Source organism: Streptomyces uncialis, from assembly GCF_036250755.1.
Taxonomy (GTDB): Bacteria; Actinomycetota; Actinomycetes; order Streptomycetales; family Streptomycetaceae; genus Streptomyces; species Streptomyces uncialis.
Window position 1 is genome coordinate 5206508 of sequence record NZ_CP109583.1, and the last position, 20918, is coordinate 5227425.

Here is a 20918-nt window from a genome sequence, read left to right on the forward strand (position 1 = left end):
CCCTTCGTATGTGCGTCAGGCCGGGTACCGCCTGCTCCAGCCGCGTACCGCCTTGCTCAAGCCAGGCCCGGGTGACCCGCAGCCTTGGCCCCGACGCCGGAATCCGCCCCGGCCCGGACCTCAGCCCCGACCGCCGCCCATCCCAGCTCCGGGATGAATCCTGAGACCGGCCCCTGGGAGAGTCCCCGGGACCACCAGCCCCGGGATCAGTCCTGCTCGTTGCCGTCACCGCGGCCGTCGCCGTCGTTGCCGCCGAGGAGGCCGGCGATCACGTTCTCGCCGGGCTTGCCGTCCTCCCGGTCGGGGTCACGGTCGCCGTCGCCGTCCTCTTCCTTGTCGCCCTTGTCCTTGTCCTTCTTCGGCGGGTCGGGGATGTCGATGATGTTGAAGCCGGTGGCGGGCCTGTCGGCGACGGCGCCGCTCATCGCGTCCCGCCAGATCGGACCCGGTACCTGACCACCGAAGACCTTGTCGTGGTAGACACCGCCGATGGTGATGTCGATCATCTTGCGCTCATGGGCCGGGTCGCCGACCCACACCGCGCCCGCGGCGTTCGGCGTGTACCCGACGAACCAGGCCGCGTAGCGGAAGTCCGTCGTACCGGTCTTGCCCGCGCTCGGCCGGGAGCCGAGACCGGCCTCCTGGCCGGTGCCGGCCTCGACCACGCCCTTCAGGAGGGTGTTGACGGTGTCGGCGGTCTTCTCGGACATCGCACGTGAGCACGTCGACTTCGGGACCGGCAGGGACTTCTTCTCGGCGTCGGTGATCGACTGGATCGCCACGGGGGTGCAGTACGTCCCGCGCGAGGCGAAGGTGGCGTACGCGTTCGCCATGGTCAGCGGGGACATCTCCTGGGTGCCCAGGGCGATCGACGGCTCCAGCTGGAGCTTGCCGCCGTCGGCGCGCTCGGCGCCCATCTTCTTGGCCAGCTCGGTGACCGGGCAGATGCCGATGTCGCTGATCAGCTCGACGTAGTAGGTGTTGACCGACTTCGCGGTCGCCTCCTTCATGTCGTACGGGCCGACCTCGGTCTCGGTCTCGTTCTCCAGCTTCTGGCCGCTGGTGTTCAGCCAGGTCTTGCCGTCGCAGTTCGCGATCGGGCTCGGGTAGTCCATCTCGTACGGCGAGTCGTACACCTGGGTGGGGGGCTTGCCGCCCTCCATGGCCGCCGCCGCCACGATCGGCTTGAACGTCGAACCGGGCTGGAAGCCCGCGCCGCCGCCCATGTCGCTGTCGACCGAGAGGTTCAGCACGGTCTCGTGCTTGCCGAGGCCGTAGGGCCGGGACTGGCCCATCGCGAGGATCTTGCCGGAGCCGGGTTCCACGATCGACATGGCCGAGGCGACGTCGTCGGACTTGTAGACGTGGTCCTTGATCGAGTTCTGGACGGACTCCTGTGCCTTGCGGTCCAGGGTCGTGCGGATCGTGAGACCGCCGCGGTTCCAGATCCTCGCGCGGTCCGCCTTCGTCTTGCCGAAGGTGGGATCGGTGAGGAAGACGTTGCGCACGTAGTCGCAGAAGAAGCCGCCGCCGTTGACCGCGGTGATGCAGCCGTTCTGCGGCTTCTTCACCTTCAGGCCGAGGGGCTTGGACCTGGCCCGGACCTCGTCGGCCCGGCTGATGTCACCGACCTCGGCCATCCGCTGGAGGACGACGTTACGCCGCTTGGTGGCCTCGGCCTCGTCGTTCACCGGGTCGTAGCGGCTGGGCGACTGGACGACACCGGCCAGCAGCGCGGCCTCCTCGACGGCCAGGTCCTTGGCGGGCTTGGAGAAGTAGCGCTGGGCCGCGGCCTCGACGCCGTACGCCTGCTGCCCGAAGAACGTGATGTTCAGATAGTTCTCCAGGATGCGCTTCTTGCCCAGCTCCTCCTCGACCTGGATCGCGTACTTCAGCTCGCGGACCTTGCGGCCGACGGTCTGCTGGGTGGCCTGCGCGACCTTGGTCGGGTCGTCGCCCGCCTCCTCCACGAAGACGTTCTTCACGTACTGCTGGGTGAGGGTGGACGCGCCCTGGGTGACGCCACCGCTCTGCGCGTTCTCGTTCAGCGCGCGCAGGATGCCCTTGGCGTCGATCGCCCCGTGCTCGTAGAAGCGGGAGTCCTCGATCGCGATGATCGCCTTCTGCATGTACGGCGAGATGTCCTTGAGGGGCACCACCGTGCGGTCGCGCGAGTAGACCGTGGCGATCTGGCCGCCCGCGGAGTCCAGGATCGTGGTCCGCTGGCTCAGCGGGGGGCGCTTCAGGTTGGCGGGGATCTCGTCGAACCCCTCGACCGAGCCCTTCGCCGCGAGGCCGAGCGCGCCCGCCGCGGGCAGTGCGATGCCTGCCAGCACCACGCCGGCGAGGACGCTGACACCGAGGAACTTGGCGGCCTGTTGTGTGGGGGACAGCCCGCCGCCCGAGCGCTTGTTTGGCATGGAGGCAGCCTACGTTCTGATTCGCCGGACACACGTATATGCCTTGGCCTAAGCTGCTGCCAACTGTCACAGCAGTACGCCCGGGCATCAACCCTTCAGATGGTCAAACCCCCTTCGCCCCCGGAAAGTTCCCCCTCCCGCGGAGCGCGTGGCGGACGCCGGGCGGCTGCCCGAATCCGCACCCTGTGTCACCCGCCGTCCGATGTGGCGTCAGGGATCTGTCCCGCTTTGTGGCCTACGTCACGTATGCCCCGGGCTCACTCCGTTGGGTGATCTGCCGCGTACGCATAGTCCGTTCGGACCATTCAAGATTGGGCCCGAAGGGGGTGTTGCGCTGTGCCCACCTTCCGTAACGTCCTCAACTGGCGGCGGTGCATATGCCGCTGCCGCCGTGGGGGAGCCTCGATTCGGGAGAGGACGGCGCCGGTATGGGCTGGGTAACCGACTGGAGTGCGCAGGCGGCCTGCCGCACTACCGATCCGGACGAACTGTTCGTACAAGGAGCAGCGCAGAACAGGGCCAAGGCGGTGTGCACCGGATGTCCGGTGCGTACGGAGTGCCTGGCCGACGCGCTGGACAATCGCGTCGAGTTCGGCGTCTGGGGTGGCATGACCGAGCGGGAACGCCGCGCGCTGCTGCGCAGGCGGCCGACGGTCACGTCCTGGCGCAGACTGCTGGAGACCGCGCGCACCGAGTACGAACGAGCCGCGGGCCTGCTGCCCGTGGCCATGGGTGAAGAGGAGACATACGACCAGACGTACGAGGACAGGTACGAGGACGCGTACGAGAGCTACGCGGCCGTCGGGTAGACGGAACGCGCGGATCCGCTCCGCCGGACGCCGCCCTGGTGGCGGACGTGGGCGGGGGCGTGGGTACGCGGGAGTGTCCCGTGGTGTCCGCTTCCGCGCGGCTGTACGTCGTGTGTCACCGTGCGCCGACCTCGTCTCGTCGTCGGGGGTCCGCCGGTACAGGACCGGATGCGGTCCGGTCCGTGCCGACGTGGGCATCCGCGACCGGGGCACGCGCGTGCGTGCTCGCGCCGGGGGCGTTCGCGGCCCGCCGGTGCCTGTCCGTGCGCGGTGTACGGGTGCGCCCGCGGGTGTCCCCGTGGCCGCTCCGCCGTACGCGCGCGTCCCGCTGGTGCTGGTCGGGTCGCGCCGGGTGTGGTGGGGGCTGTTCGTCAGGGAAGACGTGGTTTCGCGGCCGGAGGTTGCCCGGCCGTACGCACGGATCGCTCCGGCGGCCCGGTGGCCGTCGGTGTCCCGCGTACAGCCGTTCGGACGCGGTGTCCCACCGGCTGCCAGGTCGTACGTGGAGCTGTTCGGAGCGGTGACGGCGGTGACGCGAGCCGCTCGGCGCGGTGCTTTCCCGGCCGGTCGGCCGACCCGGTCGTCGTGTGTGCGGCGGGTCGGGCCGGTGTCGTCCCGGCCGTCCTTCGCGCGACCGCTCAGGCCGGTGGTTCCCCGGTGGGTCCGGGGCCGGCGAGGCGGTCACCGATGTCGCGCAGTCCCGCCAGGTCGTGGACGTCGCCGGGCAGCGCGCCCACCTCCGCCACGGCCACTTCGGGGTGCAGCGCGGTGAAGCGGTCGCGGGTGCGCCGTTCGCGGTCGAGGAGCTGCATCCGCTCGGCGTGCAGGCGCAGCAGACCGACCGTCAGCCGGGCCGGTCCCTGGGGGTCGGCGGAACGCTTCGTACGGTGCGTGTCACGTGGTGCGGGGGTGTCGTCGTGGTGCTCGGGGGAGTCCGGACGGGGCCGGTCGTGGTGCTCGGGGGGCGTGGGTGATCCGGGAGAAGCGGGGGTGCTCCGAAGTCCAGCTTGCCCGGCCGTCTGATCGACAATGCCGCTGTCGGCAAGATTTTCCGGATCGAGATGTTCCGCAGCCGGACCATCCGTATCCGGATGTCCACCGGGGGCGGCCCCCGCGCGCGTGGCGGACGGCTCCGCGGCCCGGGCGTGGTGATCGTCCGCACCGGGGCCGCGGCGGTGATCGTCCGCACCCGTCCCGTCGAGGTGATCGTCCGCACTCGGGCCGGTGTGGTGACCGTCCGTACCGGTCCCGGTGAGGTGCTCGCCGAGGCTCTCGGCGGCGGCCAGCGCGCGTTCGGCCGGGAGATGGGCCGCACCGCTCACATGCACCCGGTTGAGGACCAGTCCGGCGAGCGGCATGTCCTCCGCCGCGAGGCGTTCCACGAAGTACGCGGCCTCCCGCAGGGCGTCCCGCTCCGGCGCGGCGACCACCAGGAACGCCGTACCGGGGGCCTGGAGCAGCCGGTACGTGGCGTCCGCGCGGGTGCGGAAGCCGCCGAACATCGTGTCCATGGCGGCGACGAACGTCTGCACGTCCCGCAGCAGTTGGCCGCCGAGGAGCTTGCCGAGGGCGCCGGTCATCATCGACATCCCGACGTTCAGGAACTTCATACCGGCCCGGCCGCCGACCTTCGCGGGGGCCATCAGCACCCGGATGAGCTTGCCGTCCAGGAACGAGCCGAGCCGCTTGGGGGCGTCCAGGAAGTCGAGCGCGGAACGCGAGGGCGGGGTGTCCACGACGATGAGGTCCCACTCGTCCCGCGCGCGCAGCTGCCCCAGCTTCTCCATCGCCATGTACTCCTGGGTGCCCGCGAAACCGGCCGACAGCGACTGGTAGAAGGGGTTCCCCAGGATCGCGGCGGCCCGTTCGGGGTCCGCGTGCGCCTCGACGATCTCGTCGAACGTGCGCTTCATGTCCAGCATCATCGCGTGCAGTTCGCCGCCCGCGCCGTTGTCGATGCCCTTCACACGGCGTGGTGTGTTGTCCAGGGAGTCGATGCCCATGGACTGCGCCAGCCTGCGTGCCGGGTCGATGGTCAGGACGACCACCTTCCGGCCGCGTTCGGCGGCGCGCAGTCCGAGTGCGGCGGCCGTGGTCGTCTTGCCGACGCCTCCGGCGCCGCAGCACACGACGATGCGGGTCCTCGGGTCGTCCAGGAGGGGGTCCACGGCGAGCGTCCGCCGGGCGCGCAGCCCGTCCTCGCTGCCCGCGTCCTCGGCGGGCCCGCTGCCCGCGGTCCGGTCGGCGGATGGCGTCATACGGCGTCCTGCTTCCTCGGGTCCGTGTCCTGCTTCCTCAGGTCCGCGGCGAGGCGGTACAGGCCCGCGAGGTCCATTCCCCCGGCCAGCAGGGGCAGTTCCCCCAGCGGCAGCCCCAGATCGGCCAGGACGGCCCGCTGGGCGTGCTCCAGGGCATGCCGCTCGGCGTACTCGGCGGCCTGCGCGAGCAGCGGGTCGACGAGCCGCTCGGCGTTGCCGCCCTTGCGCGCGCCGCCGAGTCCGGCGCCGGCGAGCGACTTGGCGACCGCGGTCCGCGCGATACGGCCCTCCCCGCGCACCAGCGCGAGGGAGTCGTCGTCGAGGAGCTGGGGGCGTACCAGGTTGACGATGATCCGGCCCACCGGCAGCCCCGCGGCACGCAGTTCGGCGATGCCGTCGGCGGTCTCCTGGACCGGCATCTCCTCCAGGAGCGTCACCAGGTGCACGGCGGTCTGCGGTGACTTGAGGACCCGCATCACGGCCTGGGCCTGGTGATGTATCGGGCCGATCTTCGCGAGGCCCGCCACCTCGTCGTTCACATTGAGGAAGCGGGTCACCCGGCCCGTCGGCGGCGCGTCCATCACCACGTGGTCGTACACGAAACGGCCGCTCTTGTCCTTGCGGCGGACCGCCTCGCACGCCTTGCCGGTCAGCAGGACGTCACGCAGACCGGGAGCGATGGTGGTGGCGAAGTCGATGGCCCCGAGTTTCTTGAGGGCCCGGCCCGCGCCGCCGAGTTTGTAGAACATCTGGAGGTAGTCCAGCAGCGCCAGCTCGGGGTCGATGGCCAGGGCGAACACCTCCCCGCCCCCGGGAGCCACCGCGATCTTGCGCTCCTCGTACGGAAGGCTTTCCGTCTCGAAGAGCTGCGCGATGCCCTGCCGGCCCTCGACCTCGACCAGGAGGGTGCGCTTGCCCTCGGTCGCGAGGGCGAGCGCCAGTGCGGCGGCGACCGTGGTCTTGCCGGTACCGCCCTTGCCGCTGACGACCTGGAACCTGCTCACGTATTCGAGCCTAACCACTGGCGCGGCGGCCTACGCAGGAGGCCGCCTTTCGCAGCGGATACAGTCGCCGCATGACCAAGTGGGAATACGCAACTGTGCCGCTGCTCGTCCATGCCACGAAGCAGATCCTGGACACCTGGGGCGAGGACGGCTGGGAACTGGTCCAGGTCGTCCCCGGACCGAACCCCGAGCAGCTCGTCGCCTATCTGAAGCGCGCGAGGTCGGCGTGAGCGGCGCCGTCGAGGCCCGTCTCGCGGAGCTGGGTCTGACCCTGCCCCAGGTCGCCGCCCCGCTGGCCGCCTACCAGCCCGCCGTACGCACCGGCTCGCATGTGTACACCGCCGGGCAGCTGCCCATGGTGGAGGGCACGCTCGCGGTGACCGGCAAGGTCGGCGCCGAGGTCACCGCCGAGGAGGCGAAGGAGCTCGCGCGCGTGTGCGCGCTGAACGCCCTGGCCGCCGTGAAGTCGGTCGTGGGCGATCTGGACCGGGTGGCGCGCGTGGTGAAGGTCGTCGGGTTCGTCGCCTCGGCGTCGGACTTCACCGGCCAGCCCGGGGTCCTCAACGGCGCCAGTGAGCTGCTGGGCGAGGTCTTCGGCGAGAAGGGCGTGCACGCGCGCAGCGCGGTGGGCGTCGCGGTGCTCCCGCTGGACGCCCCGGTCGAGGTCGAGCTCCTGGTGGAGCTCACCGCCGACTGACGGCCCGCCTGCCGGTCGGTGGGCCCATGGGGGCCCGACGGTCGGCGGACCGCCCCACAGGGGCCCTGTGGGGCGGGTACGCGCGTTCCGGCCGTGCCCGTCGGCGCGCGGCCCAAAACGGTGTGATCCCGCACAACGGCGAACCCTCGAAGATCCACGCCCCCCGGGATAGCCTCCCGCCATGGCGAACGGGCAGTGGTACCCCCCTGAGTGGCCGGACCGTATCCGCGCGCTGGCGGACGGCACGCTCGTACCCGCTCCGCCCAGACGCGCCTCCACCGTGATGCTGCTGCGGGACACCGCGCGCGGCCCCGCCGTGCACCTGCTGCGCCGCCGCGCCTCCATGGCCTTCGCCGGGGGCGCGTACGCGTATCCGGGCGGCGGCGTCGACCCCCGTGACGACGACCCCGGCCTCCGCTGGGCGGGCCCCCCGCGCGCGTGGTGGGCCGAGCGGCTCGGCACCGACGAGGCCACCGCCCAGGCGATCGTGTGCGCGGCCGTCCGTGAGACGTACGAGGAGGCCGGGGTGCTGCTCGCGGGCCCCACGCCCGACGCGGTGGTCTCCGACACCACAGGGGCGGACTGGGAGGCCGACAGAGCGGCCCTGGCGGCCCGTGGGACATCGTTCGCGGAGTTCCTGGACCGCAGGGGCCTGGTGCTGCGCTCGGACCTCCTGGGCGCCTGGGCGCGCTGGATCACCCCCGAGTTCGAGCCGCGCCGCTACGACACCTGGTTCTTCGTCGCCGTCCTGCCGCCCGGCCAGCGCACCCGCAACGCCTCCACGGAGGCCGACCGCACGGTGTGGGCGCGCCCGGCCGAGGCCGCCGCCCGCTACGACCGGGGCGAGCTGACGATGATGCCGCCGACCATCGCGACCCTGCGCGGGCTCGCGGGCTTCGCCACCGCCGCCGACGCGCTCGCCGCCTCGGCGGACCAGGACCTGACGCCGGTCCTCGCGCGGGCCCGGCTGGAGGGCGACCAGGTGGTGCTGTCGTGGCCGGGGCACGAGGAGTTCACCAAGCAGGTGCCCGCCGGGGGCGCCGACGGGGGTGGCGGGGGTACTGATCAAGGCTTGAGCAGTGGGGTGTCCTCCGGCGGCGCGGCCCGGGGCGGTACGTCCGGGGGAGAGGCCGCGCGATGACGGACGCCGCCGCACTTCCCGGCCAGCCGCGCGGCGAGGTCGTCTCCGGAGCGGCGACCACGCGCGCGGTGAACGTCCTCGCGCCGAACCCTTCGGTGATGACCCTGGACGGCACCAACACCTGGATCGTCTCCGAACCCGACTCCCCGCTCGCGGTGGTCATCGACCCCGGACCGCTGCACGACGGTCATCTGCGTGCCGTCGTCGCGGCGGCCGAGCGGGCGGGCAAGCGGGTCGCCCTGACCCTGCTGACCCATGGCCACCCGGACCACGCGGAGGGCGCGGCCCGCTTCGCGGAACTGACCGGTACGCCGGTGCGCGCGCTCGACCCGGCACTGAGGCTCGGGGACGAGGGGCTGGCGGCCGGTGACGTCGTCGGCACGGGTGGTCTGGAGCTGCGGGTGGTCGCCGCCCCGGGACACACCGCCGACTCGCTGTGCTTCCATCTCCCGGCCGATCAGGCCGTCCTCACCGGGGACACCGTCCTGGGCCGCGGCACGACCATGGTGGCCCATCCTGACGGCAGGCTGGGCGACTATCTGGACTCGCTGCGCCGGCTGCGCTCGCTCACGGTCGACGACGGCGTCCGTACGGTGCTGCCGGGCCATGGCCCGGTCCTCGACGACGCACAGGGTGCCGTCGAGTTCTATCTGGCCCACCGTGCCCACCGGCTCGCCCAGGTGGAGACCGCCGTCGAGGACGGTGTCGTCACGCCCGAGGCGGTCGTCGCCCGTGTCTACGCGGACGTGGACCGCTCGCTGTGGCCCGCGGCGGAACTGTCGGTGCGCGCGCAGCTGGAGTACCTGCGGGAGCACGGGCTCATCTAGGACACCGGGTGCCGCCGGATGCCGTCCGGCGGCGGTGCCCGACGGGGTGGCCGGCCGTGCGGGGGTGACATGCCGAGGGCCCGCCTCGGTGGGCGGGCCCTCGGGTCACGCGCGTCAGCGGGAGCGCTTCGCCAGCCGCTCCACGTCCAGCAGGATGACCGCGCGGGCCTCCAGCCGGAGCCAGCCACGGCCCGCGAAGTCCGCGAGGGCCTTGTTGACCGTCTCGCGGGAGGCGCCGACGAGCTGGGCCAGCTCCTCCTGGGTGAGGTCGTGCACCACGTGGATGCCTTCCTCGGACTGCACGCCGAAGCGGCGGGACAGGTCCAGCAGGGCGCGGGCGACCCGGCCGGGCACATCGGAGAAGACCAGGTCGGACATCTGGTCGTTGGTCTTGCGCAGGCGCCGGGCGACGGCGCGCAGCAGTGCGGCGGCCACCTCGGGGCGGGCGTTCAGCCAGGGCTGGAGGTCGCCGTGGCCGAGGCCGAGCAGCTTGACCTCGGTGAGCGCGCTCGCCGTGGCGGTCCGCGGGCCGGGGTCGAACAGCGACAGCTCGCCGATCAGCTCACCCGGGCCGAGCACGGCCAGCATGTTCTCGCGGCCGTCCGGGGAGGTGCGGTGGAGCTTCACCTTGCCCTCGGTGACCACGTACAGCCGGTCCCCCGGGTCACCCTCGTGGAACAGGGCGTCACCGCGCGCGAGGGTCACCTCACTCATGGAGGCGCGCAGCTCCGCGGCCTGCTCGTCATCGAGCGCCGCGAAGAGCGGGGCGCGCCGCAGAACGTCGTCCACGAGTTCTCTCCTTGTCGACCTGACTTGACGGGGTGCGTGCTCCCCATCTTGCCGGACGGTCCAAACAGTGTGACCAGTCACAAGTCTGCCGCACGTACGTCCCACACAGTGCCCGTGGGGGCCAATTGGGGGCCGATCCTCCAGGTCCCGGGCAGGTGTCGGTGCCGGGCTCTAGGCTGGCCGGGTGTCCAAATCGCCGGTGAGAGCACAGGCCAAGGGGGCTGGGGAGGTGACGGTGCGCAGTGATTCCGCTGTGGGCGAACATTCGTCCGGGCCTGTCGCAAATGCGGCAAAACGGTCGGGTGGTTCGAGTGGCAGGAGTGGTTCGGGTGCTGGCGCGACGTCGTCCGGCGAGGCTCCGGTGACGGCCTCCGGCGCGGCGTCGACCAGCGATTCCGGAGGGGCCGCGGGGCGGGACGGGTCGGCCGCCGGGTCGGCTGCGGGAGCGTCCGGGGGCGCCCCGGCTGGTGCGTCCGGCGGTGCGCCCGCCAAGAGGTCCGCCAAGGCGCCCGCGAAGGCATCCAGGAAGGCGCCCGCGAAGGCGTCCACCGAGGCGGCCGCGAAGGCTGAGGCGAAGGGGGCGTCCAAGGCACCCCCCAAAGCCGCGGCGAAGGGGGCGTCCAAGGAGCCCGCCAAGGCACCCGCCAAGGAGCCCGCCAAGGCGCCCGCCAAGAGCTCCGCGAAGCCACCCGTGAAGGCGGCACGCGGCGAGTCCCGTACCGCTCTCGTGCGGCGGGCGCGGCGGATCAACCGGGAGCTGGCCGAGGTCTATCCCTACGCGCACCCCGAGCTGGACTTCGAGGACAGCTTCCAGCTCCTCGTGGCCACGGTCCTGTCCGCGCAGACCACGGACTTGCGGGTCAACCAGACCACCCCGGCCCTCTTCGCCGCGTACCCGGCCCCCGAGGACCTCGCCGCCGCCGACCCCGCGCGCGTGGAGGAACTGATCCGGCCCACCGGGTTCTTCCGGGCCAAGACCAGGTCGATCATCGGGCTCTCCACGGCCCTGCGCGACGACTTCGGGGGCGAGGTCCCGGGCGAGCTCAAGGACCTGGTCAAGCTGCCCGGGGTGGGCCGCAAGACGGCGTTCGTGGTGCTCGGCAATGCCTTCGGGTTCGCCACTTAGGTACCACGGTCTTAACAGACTCGCTCCCTCCTAAGTAGCGGCCCGCAGGGGTCACTACGACCCCAGGAGACAGAGCGTGTCCACTACTCAGCTTGCCGACGTACCGGCTAGCTTCCTCTCGGCCCCGGCCCTTGAGGCCGTTGCTGTCGGCTACGTCCGCCAGTCGTCGGCCAAGTCCAACAAGACAGAGGCATCCCCCCTCACACAGCGCGCAGCCATCGAGACGCGGGCCGCTGAGCTGAACGCGCGGTTCGTCCGGCACTACGAGGACATAGGCGTCTCCGGCTGGAACCCCGACGCCGAACGCCCCGGCTTTGAGGACATGCTGAAGGCCGCCCGCGCTGGCGCGTTCAACATGCTGATCGTCTACGACATCAGCCGCTTTTCCCGTCGTGAAGTAGTGGACGCGATTCCTATCGTCACCGAACTTCACAGACTCGGCGTGACGATTGTCAGTGTCTGCGACGGCGTGTTCGCCCCGCGCGACACAATGGCGCTCATTTACCTAATCATGCGGCTTGACGCTGCCAATAAGGAATCGGCGGTCAAGTCCAAGAAGGTGCGCGACATAAAGGCGGCGCAGCGCGCTATGGGCTCATGGCTTGGGGGGCAAACCCCGTACGGTCTCGACGGCGAGAAGTACACGGCGGGAAAGCTCGACCTTATGCGTCTCGTCCACAACAAGGATGAGGCTGCAAACCTCCGCCGCATTGGCGCACTCATCATCAAGCACATGCACGACCCGGTTACTCGCAAGCCTGGCCAGCGAAACCCCGGCACCCTCTCCGCGCTGTGCGACGACATGAATGCGAAGGGCATACCGACGCGTGGTCAGCGCACGGGGAAGGAACGGAAAAATTCCACTTGGCAGATTCGTACGCTCAAGTGGATTCTTCTCAATCCCTCTGTCGCCGGTATGCGCGCAGAGCCGATTTACAAGCTGCGCGACAACGGCACCCGGACTAGCACTCTGATCGGGTACCGGATCATCCGGGATGAGGACGGCCGCCCGGAAATGAGCTGTGAGCCGATCATTCCCCCGGCTCAATGGTTCATCATCCGGGATTGGCTGTTGGGGCGTGGCCAGGGCGAGGGGGTGGCGCACGGAACCTCTCTCCTTAGCGGCCTGCGGAGTGCTCCCCGTACACCGGTTCTCACGTGTGAATGCGGACGGCCCGGTAAGGCACAGAACAGCGGAGACAAGCCGGTGTATCTATGCACCCGAGGGACGACCGCTGCGACCAACGGCGACCACTCGGGGCTGAACAGGGTGATGCAAAGCCACCTCGATGACTACGTGGCGCGGCGCATCTTCGGTTTGATTCAGAGCGCCACAGATGGCACAGCAGACGACGACACGGCGGACATCGTGGCGGAGGCAACGCGCGTGTTCTCACGATCGGTTGAACTGCCCGAGACGGCCGCAGAGCGCACCGAGGTAGTCACGGAACGGGCCGACGCGAACAACGCGCTGAGCGACCTTTACGACGACCTAGACGCGGGTCTCTATGAGGGCCGCATGGGACGCGATCGGTTCAAGGTAAAGAAGTCCCGCATTGAGGCCCGACTCAGCGCAGCGGAAACCCGCCTAGAGGAACTGTCCGACCCGGAAGCCGTGGAACTCCCCTTCTCCGAATGGCTGGAGGGTTCCGAGGATGGTGACCCCCTTGGTAAGGGTTCGTGGTGGGCAAGGGTGGACATGGCCGACCGGCGCAAGTTCGTTGAGTTGTTCGTGCGCCGGATCACGGTTACGGCAGTGGCGAACTCACACCGTGGCCGGGTGCGTGGGGGGTACGACGTGTCGTCGCGCATCACGCTGGAATTCGTCCGACCGCAGCAGGAGGGAGAGACCGAAGACTGACGGCCCCTGAGCGGCACTGAGAGCCGTTGAGAGCCCCGGTGAGGGTATTCCCTTGCCGGGGCTCTCCCGCGTCCACAGGCGGGCGTACGGCCCCTCTCGCACCTGCGCTTGAAGCAAGTGGCCAGCGCACCCGAGAGAGGTTCTGCGGCCTAGCCGGGCTCGCTGTCCTTAACAAACACCCCCCCCTGTATGGCGAGGTGCCCGCCGAGGGTGCCTTTTCTTTGGCCCGCTTTTGGATTAATCCAAAAAGGAGATCTGCCCATGAGTATCAAGTGCCCTTGCGGTACTCCGCTCCCCCTGTATTACGGGTCTGGACGGCACCCCATCTATTGCAGTCGATCATGCCGCAGCCGCGCCTACTACCGGCGCAAGACGTGCGGCGCCGACCGCTAAACACACCCTAACTGTTTGGGTGTGCTCACCCCGAGAGGAATCCGAGTAATGACCGAAGTAGAAAAGCAACGTGCTCGCGTAGACGCGCTCATTGTGTGGGTTGAGGAAAAGGTAGAAGCCCTCAACTGCTACGGCGCTGGCTCGCTAAACCAAACCGACCTGATATTCCCCGATCCGCACCGGACGACTGATGCTCCCGAGAGCAAGCCGCGCCGTGACCGTAACACCCTCAACACCGCCGCCGCCCTCGCATTTCTGGAGAACGAAAAGTGACCACCTTTGGTGACGCCTACTGGGCGCGGCAGCGCGAACTACTAACCATTGACCCCGAGGTTCGGCACGTGAACTTCGCGCGATTTGTTGCCGACCAGTGCGCGCACAAATTGCGGCACGTCCAGCACGTCGGCTGGTACCGCTGGAACGGAAGCATCTGGGAGGCGACCGGCGACGATGGTGCGGCAATGCGGGCCGTCACGGATGCTGCACGAGGCCTCATGTTGCACGGTGCTGAAAATTCCGCCGATATGAATTGGGCCGCAGCGGCAGCAAACAAAATGCTCGTAAACCACCAACGGCGCGCCATGGTTTCGGAAATGGCGGTTCTCCCGCAGTTCCGCGCCACGGTCGATGAGCTGGACGCACAGCGGCACCTACTCACTTTCCGGAACGGCACGGTGGACCTTCGCACCGGCGCACTCGGCCCCCACGATCCGGCCAACATGCTCACGCAAACGGCGAACGTCGAATATGTGCCCGATGCGGAATGCCCGCGCTGGCTGCAATTCGTTGAGGAAGTGTTTCCCGGCGAAACCGAGCTACAGCGGTACTATCAGACCTTCCTAGGAATGGCGATTACCGGCGAGGTGCGAGAGCACGCGCTAGGCGTTTGGTACGGCGAGCACGGCCGGAACGGAAAGGGCGCCACCATTCGCACCATGCAAAAGGTGTTCGGGCACGACGTAGTCCATGAGGTGCCGTTTACCATCTTTGAGAACGTGCGCGGTCAGGCCGTTCACACCGAACAAATTGCAGCGCTGCGAGGAAAGCGGCTAGTTGTCGCGCAGGAGGGTAACCAGGGCGTGCCGATGAATACGGCGCTAATCAAGAATCTTTCCGGCGGGGACCGAATAAGCACGCGCCACCTTCACGGAAAGGTGTTCTCTTTCGACCCCACGTTTACCATCGTGCTCGCTACCAACTACCTCCCAGAATTTGGCTCCGGCGGAGCCGCGCTGTGGGCCCGCAGTAAAGCAATGCTGTTCGGCGTCTCGTTTGCTGACCGGCGCGACCCGGACCTAGAGCCGACCATTCAGGGGCCCGAGCGGGAGGGCGTGGCCGCATGGGTAGTACGCGGTGCCGTCCGGTACTACAGCGAGGGGCTGAGCGACCCGCTGAGCGTCGTTGCAGCCACCGAGCAACACAAGGAGGAGGTAGACCCGCTGCGGCCCCTTGTCGAGGAGGTTTTCGCCTATGACGACGACAGCGAGGTAAGGCGGTCCGATTTCAACCGGGAGTTGAAGGAATGGCGAGAGGCCAACGGCGATAAGTCGGCCAAGTTCTCACCGAGCAATGTCAAGAACCACCTAAAGACGAACGGGGTTACCGAGGTCCAGCGCAAGGGCAAGGGTTGGATGTACCGGGGTATCTACCTGCTGTCTGAGCCGCCCGCGCACCTAGCCGATTCGTTCGGGCCGGGCATTCTCGACCAGAGGCAGCGCTGACAGCGAGAAAGGGTCGCTTTAGCGGAAGGGGTCATAGATTTCTGTGTCCCTGTAAGTTCTTCCCATATACGTATAGGGAGAACCTACAGGTCACAACAAATCTATGGCCCTCCTGCTAAAGAGCCCCTTTCTCGCTGCGCCCCCCGTCGACCATCACGATCGAGTAACGAGCCCTCGCCGGGGTGTGAAACTCCGTGCCTTTTCCCTCTCTGCCCTTAACAAACCCACCCTCTTGAGAGTGAGGGTGTTACCTCTCGTCTCCGGGAACTTCGGTGTTCTCCTCTCGGCCGGCGCGTGGCCGGTCGGCTCTCCTCGGCCGGTCCGCCCGTCGGCATAGGCGACCCCTCACACTGCGGCTGCTCCCGCAATCCCTGAAATCTTCGGCGAGTTGTAGTCACGCGCGCATAGTCGGCGCACTCCTCCCCGATGGGCCCCCTTGCCCGCTGTGATCTGAGCAGAGATCCGGCGAGTAAGGGGGCCTTTTTGTGTACCCGAGAGGAAACCCAATGTTTGAACTTGCTCCCGGCAACGTCCGCATCGCACTGAATGCGGCCGACGCCGCTAAGGCCCGTGTCGCTGAGCTAGAGGGGAAGGTGAACCGGGCTAAGCACCCCGATGAAATTCTCACCGATAGCGTTCTAGCCCTCGGCTCTGGCCCGCTGCATTGTGATCTCGCGCCCGCTATTGCGGCGGAACGATGGGACGGAGTCCGAAAGGCGTACGAGGATTGCGAGGAACTTTCCGAGCGCTGGCACACCCTAGAAGGTGAGGCGGAGTCGGTACGCGTTAACGCTGTCCGCAAGGGTGCTGAGGCAATCCGTGCGGGCAAGAAGGCTCCGAGCGTGGCCGCTGCAATTCTGGACGCCGAGACGCAGCTAGAGAGCTGCTCTCTCGTGCTCACGGATGCTGTGGCCGATCTGCGTAAGGCTCGGTCGGCTTATGACGCGCTCTGGCGTGACCAGAAGTTCCTAGCCCCTTACCGCGATTCCGTGATTGCGGCTTTCAAGGAGCAGCGGGCAAAGGCTGCCGAGGCGTACAGCATCATCGCCGGTGCTGTAAGCGAGACGCGACGCCGATATGGCACGTTGCACGACCTTACGGTTAACCACCTAGACGCTATCCCGGAGGAGCCTTACAGCTACCTCCCAATTCGTAGTACCGGATGGGCGCAGGCTGATCTAGAAAATGCTCTTGGGGTTCTCGGCCGACAGGTCAGCGCGACCGATCCGCTACTGTCCGGCGACTTCCTGACGCTGCCACTAGAAGAGATCGCGGATGCAGCCGAGGAGGTAGCCGACAACATCAAGGGGACGGCTGATCGGCAGAATTACATGGTGCCCCGTGACGGCATCATCAGTACCCGACTGATTTGAGCAGTGGCGGGGGCGGCCCGGATATACACCGGCCCCGCTGCCATGGGAGGGACCGGCGCTTATGACTTGGAAGTCCAGTAACCGGCGCGCGGAACTACCCCCCAATTGGGCGGCGCTGCGCCAGCGGGTTATTCGACGGGATAGGGGTTTTTGTAGGGGGGTCCTGTCTGAGGGTGCCCCCTGCACCTACCCGGGTACGCAGGTGGACCATATCCGCCCCGGTGCGGACCACAGCATGGAGAACTTGCAGCTACTGTGCACTTGGTGCCACAAGCGGAAGACGCAAGCCGAGTCTCGGGCCGCACGGGCCAACGCCAAGCCTTTGCCGAAAACACATATCAGGCGTGACCAGCGGGAAGCGGCACCCTCGCCCTGGTGATCACATGCTTCGCGCTGTGTCAAGGTAAAAGCCGATGTAACTCTACGTAATGCCGGCGCGGGAAGCCGCCTTGGATTTGAAGGTGAGGGGGTGGGGGGTGACCCCTTTATGGCCCTCTTCCGGACCGCAAGCGTATAGCAGGTCACAAGTTGTACGAGTTACCAAGTCGTCCAACCGTGGAAGGCAAGGCCGACCTCTCCCCCGCTCTCACAGCGCGTGATATCGACACCGGCCCCGTGCCTGTCGCGTAGATAGCGAACCCCGCCCCTCAGCGGCAGAAAGGGGCGGGGTTCAAGGGGGCTTTTCTGGTGCGCGCGGCCTACAGCTCCACGCGCTTCGCCAGCGTCACCAGTCCGGCAAACGCCTTGCTCGACACCATGAGGACCGGGCCGTCGGTGCACTTGCTATCCCGTATGGGAACGGCGCCGGTAGCGGATGCGTGCGCGGGCGCCCACTCGACGCACTGGCCCCCGTTGGGGTCGCTGTATGTGGACTTGACCCACGTGGTCAGGGAGGAAGTGTTGGTCATCGCGTGTACTCCTCAAAGGCTGTGCGGATGCGGCGAAGCGTCTTGTCCTGTCCTAGGGCTTCCGCCCGAAGTCGATCGTAAGTCTCCATGGCGCCGGACGTGATCTTGGGTGCATCTTGCGGCCGTCCACCTTGCGGACCTTCAGCGTGGAGCACCGTAGGCGCGCGCTCGAAGGTCAACAGTGTGAACGGGCGGCTTGTGACCGGTGTAGCCGAAAACGGGAGAAGTTGCAGAGAGACATTCGGCCGCTCAGCGTCTTCCATCAAGCTCTGGAGCTGCCGTGCCATCACGCCCTTACCGCCTACCTCTACCCGTAGGCACGCCTCATGGACCACCACCCACAGGGCAGGCGCGGGGGGATCGATGCGGTCAAGAGTTTCTCGCCGTGCCATCCTTGCGCCGACCTTGGCGTCTACCTGGCTGGCAGTCAGACGAGGGACGCTCATGCGGTACAGCGCACGGGCGTACTCCGGTGTCTGCAACAGGCCCATTAGGTACAGCGTGGAGTAGTCGAAGATCCGCTGTGCCTTGCGTTCGTGTTGGAGATACGGCACGAACCATGACGGGTGGTCGCCCTCAAGGGCGTGTACGTACTGCCGGTAGAGCAACGTCCCAGTGCCGAAGACGCGGTCACACCCCACAGCGAACTTCTCGCTCGGCTCCATCTTGCCGCGCTCCACCTTGGACACATACGCCGCTGAGTATCCAACGGCTGTGCCAAGCCCTGTGGTTGTCATCTTGCGCGCCTTCCGCATCTCCCTTACGTCCGCACCGAAAGTCTCAAAGGGAGTCAAAAATTCTGCGGCGCCGTCTTCGTTCATGTTCTGACCTCCTGCGTTGGCGTCGGCGTGGCATCGAACGATGTTCGAGACTGTGAGAGACGCCGTTCAAAGTCCGTTCAGCTAGCTCTAGTTGTGCTCATCTGGTCACCCGCCGAAACCGGGGAAGGAGGTAGCCGGATGACCAGGGGTCTCCACATCAGCGGCACAGAGCGCTGCGCCCTACTCCCCAGCGCCGACGTGGCGCCAACACGCACCCCTGCACTGGGACACGTTGAGCAGGCCCCCGTGGACCCCTTCGCGGGCACAGCGTACGAAGACAGCCCCGAAGGCTGGTGGACGCCCTTCGGGGGCGCCCTGGACGTTGCGTCAGGTGTGGTCTATCTCCCGCGTGGCTCCATGCACGTGCCGTGCCCCTGGACGGATTGCAAGAACGGGTGTCTAGACACGGAGGGCATGGCATGACGGCAACGACTCGCAGACGACGAAACCGACGGCGACGCAAGGTTGTTCAGTGGGCCAACCGCTTCGGGTGGCTCGTGTTCGTCACCACCGTCACCGCGTTGTGCGCGCTGATCATCACCTTCGCCGCTACCGGCCAACTCTGAAAGGGAACCCCTGCATGGACTTCTCGCCTGTCGGCCCTTCCTACTGGGTGGATGACGAACGCGTCGCAGCCGAGGAGGTAGCCACAGATTTCGTCAATGCCCTCCGTCGGGTTGAGGTTGATTTTGATGGGATCAGCATTGACCGCCCGTGCGACCGCTGCCACCTGGACGATTACCGGATCGCGCTCGGGTTGATCACGTTGGATGAAGCGCGGCGGATGACGGCCACGGTGAACGCCGTACTGGACCGCCTTAACCTCTGATCTTCTACCCCGCCGGACGTAGCCGAATTCGGATTCCCGGTGAGGGTGGGGGCAAGCCCCCGCCTTGTGGGCGGGTAGATAGCGCACAACGGCGCGGGGAACGAATCTCCGCATTGCGATGTACGGAGGTAAGGAAAATGGCGACGCCCAACCTGTATTCCCTCCCCACCGAGGGGGCCGCCTTCACGACCTACTGCGGTGGCAATCTCGGCGGCGAGAACGAGACGTGCGCGAAGGTTGCCGCTATCCCCGGTGCCGACGCATTCGTTGTCCGTGACACCAAAGAGGCCTCCGGCGGTGTGGAGCTGCGGTTCACCGGCTCCGAGATGGACACGCTGGCCGTTCAGTGGGTCCGCGAACGGGGACTGACGGCCTAGTCTGAGGCCCCCTCGCATCAACGCGGGCCGTCTTCAACGGACTTGAGGGCGGCCCGCCCTGGCCGAACGGAAAGTCACACCATGGGATGGCACACCAACACGCCCGGACACTGGCACGGGTACGTGTGGACGGGAAGCGGCAGAGAGCACGCAGACGAATCCTTGCGCCGCCCCGGTTTGGCGCTCAACCAACCTCACACCCAAGCCTTTATCGCGTCCAAGCTTCCGCCCCTCATGACTGGCCACTGGCTGTTGAAGCGCAGCCAGACTTCAGCTAGTCGGACGTGGACGGACGTAGCCGAAGCCGTTTCGTGGTTGATGGCGCAGTACGACAAGAACCCGCCGATGAAACGCGAAGACGGGTTGAAAGCGTACGTCGATCGAGAGCGCTGGAAGGCAGGAGCGTGCGACCGCCTGCCCGGCGGAACGGATATCCACTGGTGTTACTGGACTCAGAGTGGTTCCAAGACGTCATTCGCCGCCGTGTGCTGTCCGAATCATTTCCACCCCGAAATCCCGTGCCCGCTCCCACCCTCATGAATCCGCCCGACTGAAGGAGATCCCGTCATGTCGTTACGGTTCCTACTCCCCGAAAACGGCGTGCACGACCTGATCGAGTCCTGGCCGGACGACCCCCGCGTATACGAACGGGAGCCCTCGCCCATAGACCGGAGCATCACACCCGAATTCTTCGAGACATGGGCGTTCAGCGGATGCGTACCCGCTGACGAAATCGCTGTCATGAACCACGGAGCCAACCCGCCCCGCCCCAGCATCAACCCGGCCGGATACAAGACCAACGGCCGAACAGACGGCAAGAAACTCAGGCGGTACTACGAACAGGGTTTCACCATCCGGCTGGGGAACCTGCAAAGGGTCGTGCCGTTCCTGCACGCAGTGACACACCAAATTCAGCAGGAAACGGGATTCTCCAACTACGTGCACGCGTTCCTGACCCCTCCGGGCGGTCAGGGGCTCCGGCATCACTGGGATCAGCAAATGGCCATCATCGTGCAGATCGCGGGCACGAAGACATGGGAACTCTGGAAACCGAAATTCCCGGACCCGGTACGGACATACGCGGAGTCCACACGCGTATGGGATGAACGCTGGCGGGCGGAATGGGAAGCCAGCGGGCCGGACCACACCGTCGATCTGGCCCCGGGGCAGTCCCTCTTGCTCCCGCGCGGATGGGTACACAACCCGCATGCGCGCACCGCCAGCAAAAGCAGCATCCACCTTACATTCGCTATCCGGGAGCGAACCCCGCTCTGGCTGGCCGAACAGCTCACCGCCGGTTTGATCGAACAGGCGGAATTCCGCGCCCTGGTCATGCCCTCGGAAATCCACGGAGCAGGGTTGGCCGCGCGGCTCGAAGACACCCGGGCACGGCTGATCCAGTACCTAGAGACGCTGAACCCGCACGAGCACGTCACGGCCGTCCGTGCGGCCGCGCGCACCGAGCTGGAGTACACCACCTAGACCCCAGGAGGCCCCGCCCCTCGGATTCCCCCATGGTCGACGGGCGGGGCGCTCTCATGCCCACACACGGGCCATACCGGCC

Annotated in this window: 20 protein-coding genes and 1 pseudogene; 15 read left to right on the forward strand and 6 right to left on the reverse strand. The window is 67.5% G+C overall.

The window, feature by feature from the left end; all coding sequences use genetic code 11:
* Window positions 1–206 precede the first annotated feature (206 nt).
* On the reverse strand, window positions 207–2420 hold the full coding sequence (locus tag OG711_RS21640) for a transglycosylase domain-containing protein (protein WP_329560107.1): 2214 nt from the start codon (window positions 2418–2420) through the stop codon (window positions 207–209).
* A gap of 428 nt (window positions 2421–2848) precedes the next feature.
* On the opposite strand from OG711_RS21640, the gene OG711_RS21645 reads away from it, so the two are divergent.
* Complete coding sequence (locus OG711_RS21645; RefSeq protein ID WP_178391209.1) at window positions 2849–3229, forward strand: WhiB family transcriptional regulator; 381 nt, start codon at window positions 2849–2851, stop codon at window positions 3227–3229.
* A gap of 638 nt (window positions 3230–3867) precedes the next feature.
* On the opposite strand, the gene OG711_RS21650 is transcribed toward OG711_RS21645, so the two are convergent.
* Both OG711_RS21650 and OG711_RS21655 read right to left on the reverse strand, forming a co-directional pair.
* Complete coding sequence (locus OG711_RS21650; protein WP_329560108.1) at window positions 3868–5487, reverse strand: ArsA family ATPase; 1620 nt, start codon at window positions 5485–5487, stop codon at window positions 3868–3870.
* Window positions 5484–6491 carry an ArsA-related P-loop ATPase gene (locus OG711_RS21655; protein WP_073795539.1) on the reverse strand — a complete coding sequence of 336 codons (1008 nt, stop codon included), beginning with the start codon at window positions 6489–6491 and terminating at the stop codon, window positions 5484–5486. Before OG711_RS21655 ends, OG711_RS21650 begins: the two co-directional genes overlap by 4 nt.
* 71 nt (window positions 6492–6562) lie before the next feature.
* Here OG711_RS21655 and OG711_RS21660 point away from each other — a divergent pair, with 71 nt between their 5' ends.
* The 4 genes from OG711_RS21660 (at window position 6563) to OG711_RS21675 (ending at window position 9156) form a co-directional block, all read left to right on the forward strand.
* Complete coding sequence (locus tag OG711_RS21660) at window positions 6563–6721, forward strand: DUF4177 domain-containing protein (protein ID WP_099282727.1); 159 nt, start codon at window positions 6563–6565, stop codon at window positions 6719–6721.
* Window positions 6718–7188: a RidA family protein gene (locus OG711_RS21665; protein ID WP_073795536.1), complete on the forward strand. Its 471-nt coding sequence runs from the start codon at window positions 6718–6720 to the stop codon at window positions 7186–7188. Before OG711_RS21660 ends, OG711_RS21665 begins: the two co-directional genes overlap by 4 nt.
* Before the next feature lie 181 nt (window positions 7189–7369).
* Window positions 7370–8329 (forward strand): NUDIX hydrolase, encoded by a 960-nt coding sequence (locus OG711_RS21670; protein WP_329560109.1) that lies wholly within the window; start codon window positions 7370–7372, stop codon window positions 8327–8329.
* The gene (locus OG711_RS21675; protein WP_329560110.1) at window positions 8326–9156 is read left to right on the forward strand and encodes an MBL fold metallo-hydrolase; all 831 of its coding nucleotides are present in this window, start codon (window positions 8326–8328) and stop codon (window positions 9154–9156) included. Before OG711_RS21670 ends, OG711_RS21675 begins: the two co-directional genes overlap by 4 nt.
* A gap of 114 nt (window positions 9157–9270) precedes the next feature.
* Here OG711_RS21675 and OG711_RS21680 read toward each other — a convergent pair whose 3' ends face one another.
* Entirely contained in the window at window positions 9271–9945 is a 675-nt protein-coding gene (locus OG711_RS21680; protein WP_016642758.1) for a Crp/Fnr family transcriptional regulator, read from the reverse strand.
* A 361-nt stretch (window positions 9946–10306) separates the two neighbouring features.
* Here OG711_RS21680 and OG711_RS21685 point away from each other — a divergent pair.
* The 6 genes and pseudogenes from OG711_RS21685 to OG711_RS21710 form a co-directional block, all read left to right on the forward strand.
* A pseudogene (locus OG711_RS21685) lies at window positions 10307–11059 on the forward strand (endonuclease III domain-containing protein); the annotation flags it as partial.
* Window positions 11060–11147: 88 nt separating this feature from the next.
* On the forward strand, window positions 11148–12932 hold the full coding sequence (locus OG711_RS21690) for a recombinase family protein (protein ID WP_329560111.1): 1785 nt from the start codon (window positions 11148–11150) through the stop codon (window positions 12930–12932).
* 441 nt (window positions 12933–13373) lie between these two features.
* Entirely contained in the window at window positions 13374–13598 is a 225-nt protein-coding gene (locus tag OG711_RS21695; protein WP_329560112.1) for a hypothetical protein, read from the forward strand.
* Window positions 13595–15046, forward strand: a complete 1452-nt coding sequence (locus OG711_RS21700) for a DNA primase family protein (RefSeq protein WP_329560113.1) — start codon at window positions 13595–13597, stop codon at window positions 15044–15046. The genes OG711_RS21695 and OG711_RS21700 overlap by 4 nt, the downstream gene beginning before the upstream one ends.
* A 506-nt stretch (window positions 15047–15552) precedes the next feature.
* The gene (locus OG711_RS21705) at window positions 15553–16419 is read left to right on the forward strand and encodes a hypothetical protein (RefSeq protein WP_329560114.1); all 867 of its coding nucleotides are present in this window, start codon (window positions 15553–15555) and stop codon (window positions 16417–16419) included.
* 61 nt (window positions 16420–16480) lie between these two features.
* The gene (locus tag OG711_RS21710) at window positions 16481–16798 is read left to right on the forward strand and encodes an HNH endonuclease (protein WP_329560115.1); all 318 of its coding nucleotides are present in this window, start codon (window positions 16481–16483) and stop codon (window positions 16796–16798) included.
* A 319-nt stretch (window positions 16799–17117) separates the two neighbouring features.
* Here OG711_RS21710 and OG711_RS21715 read toward each other — a convergent pair whose 3' ends face one another.
* Together OG711_RS21715 and OG711_RS21720 are read right to left on the reverse strand one after the other, a co-directional pair.
* The gene (locus tag OG711_RS21715) at window positions 17118–17327 is read right to left on the reverse strand and encodes a DUF397 domain-containing protein (RefSeq protein ID WP_329560116.1); all 210 of its coding nucleotides are present in this window, start codon (window positions 17325–17327) and stop codon (window positions 17118–17120) included.
* Window positions 17324–18148, reverse strand: coding sequence for a helix-turn-helix domain-containing protein (locus tag OG711_RS21720; protein WP_329560117.1), 825 nt, complete (start codon window positions 18146–18148; stop codon window positions 17324–17326). The genes OG711_RS21715 and OG711_RS21720 overlap by 4 nt, the downstream gene beginning before the upstream one ends.
* A gap of 419 nt (window positions 18149–18567) precedes the next feature.
* Between OG711_RS21720 and OG711_RS21725 the strand changes: the two genes are divergently transcribed.
* The 4 genes from OG711_RS21725 (at window position 18568) to OG711_RS21740 (ending at window position 20836) form a co-directional block, all read left to right on the forward strand.
* On the forward strand, window positions 18568–18714 hold the full coding sequence (locus tag OG711_RS21725) for a hypothetical protein (protein ID WP_329560118.1): 147 nt from the start codon (window positions 18568–18570) through the stop codon (window positions 18712–18714).
* 14 nt (window positions 18715–18728) lie between these two features.
* Window positions 18729–18977 (forward strand): hypothetical protein, encoded by a 249-nt coding sequence (locus tag OG711_RS21730; protein WP_329560119.1) that lies wholly within the window; start codon window positions 18729–18731, stop codon window positions 18975–18977.
* A gap of 137 nt (window positions 18978–19114) precedes the next feature.
* Entirely contained in the window at window positions 19115–19354 is a 240-nt protein-coding gene (locus OG711_RS21735) for a DUF397 domain-containing protein (protein WP_329560120.1), read from the forward strand.
* 567 nt (window positions 19355–19921) lie between these two features.
* The gene (locus OG711_RS21740) at window positions 19922–20836 is read left to right on the forward strand and encodes a JmjC domain-containing protein (protein WP_329560121.1); all 915 of its coding nucleotides are present in this window, start codon (window positions 19922–19924) and stop codon (window positions 20834–20836) included.
* Window positions 20837–20918 lie beyond the last annotated feature (82 nt).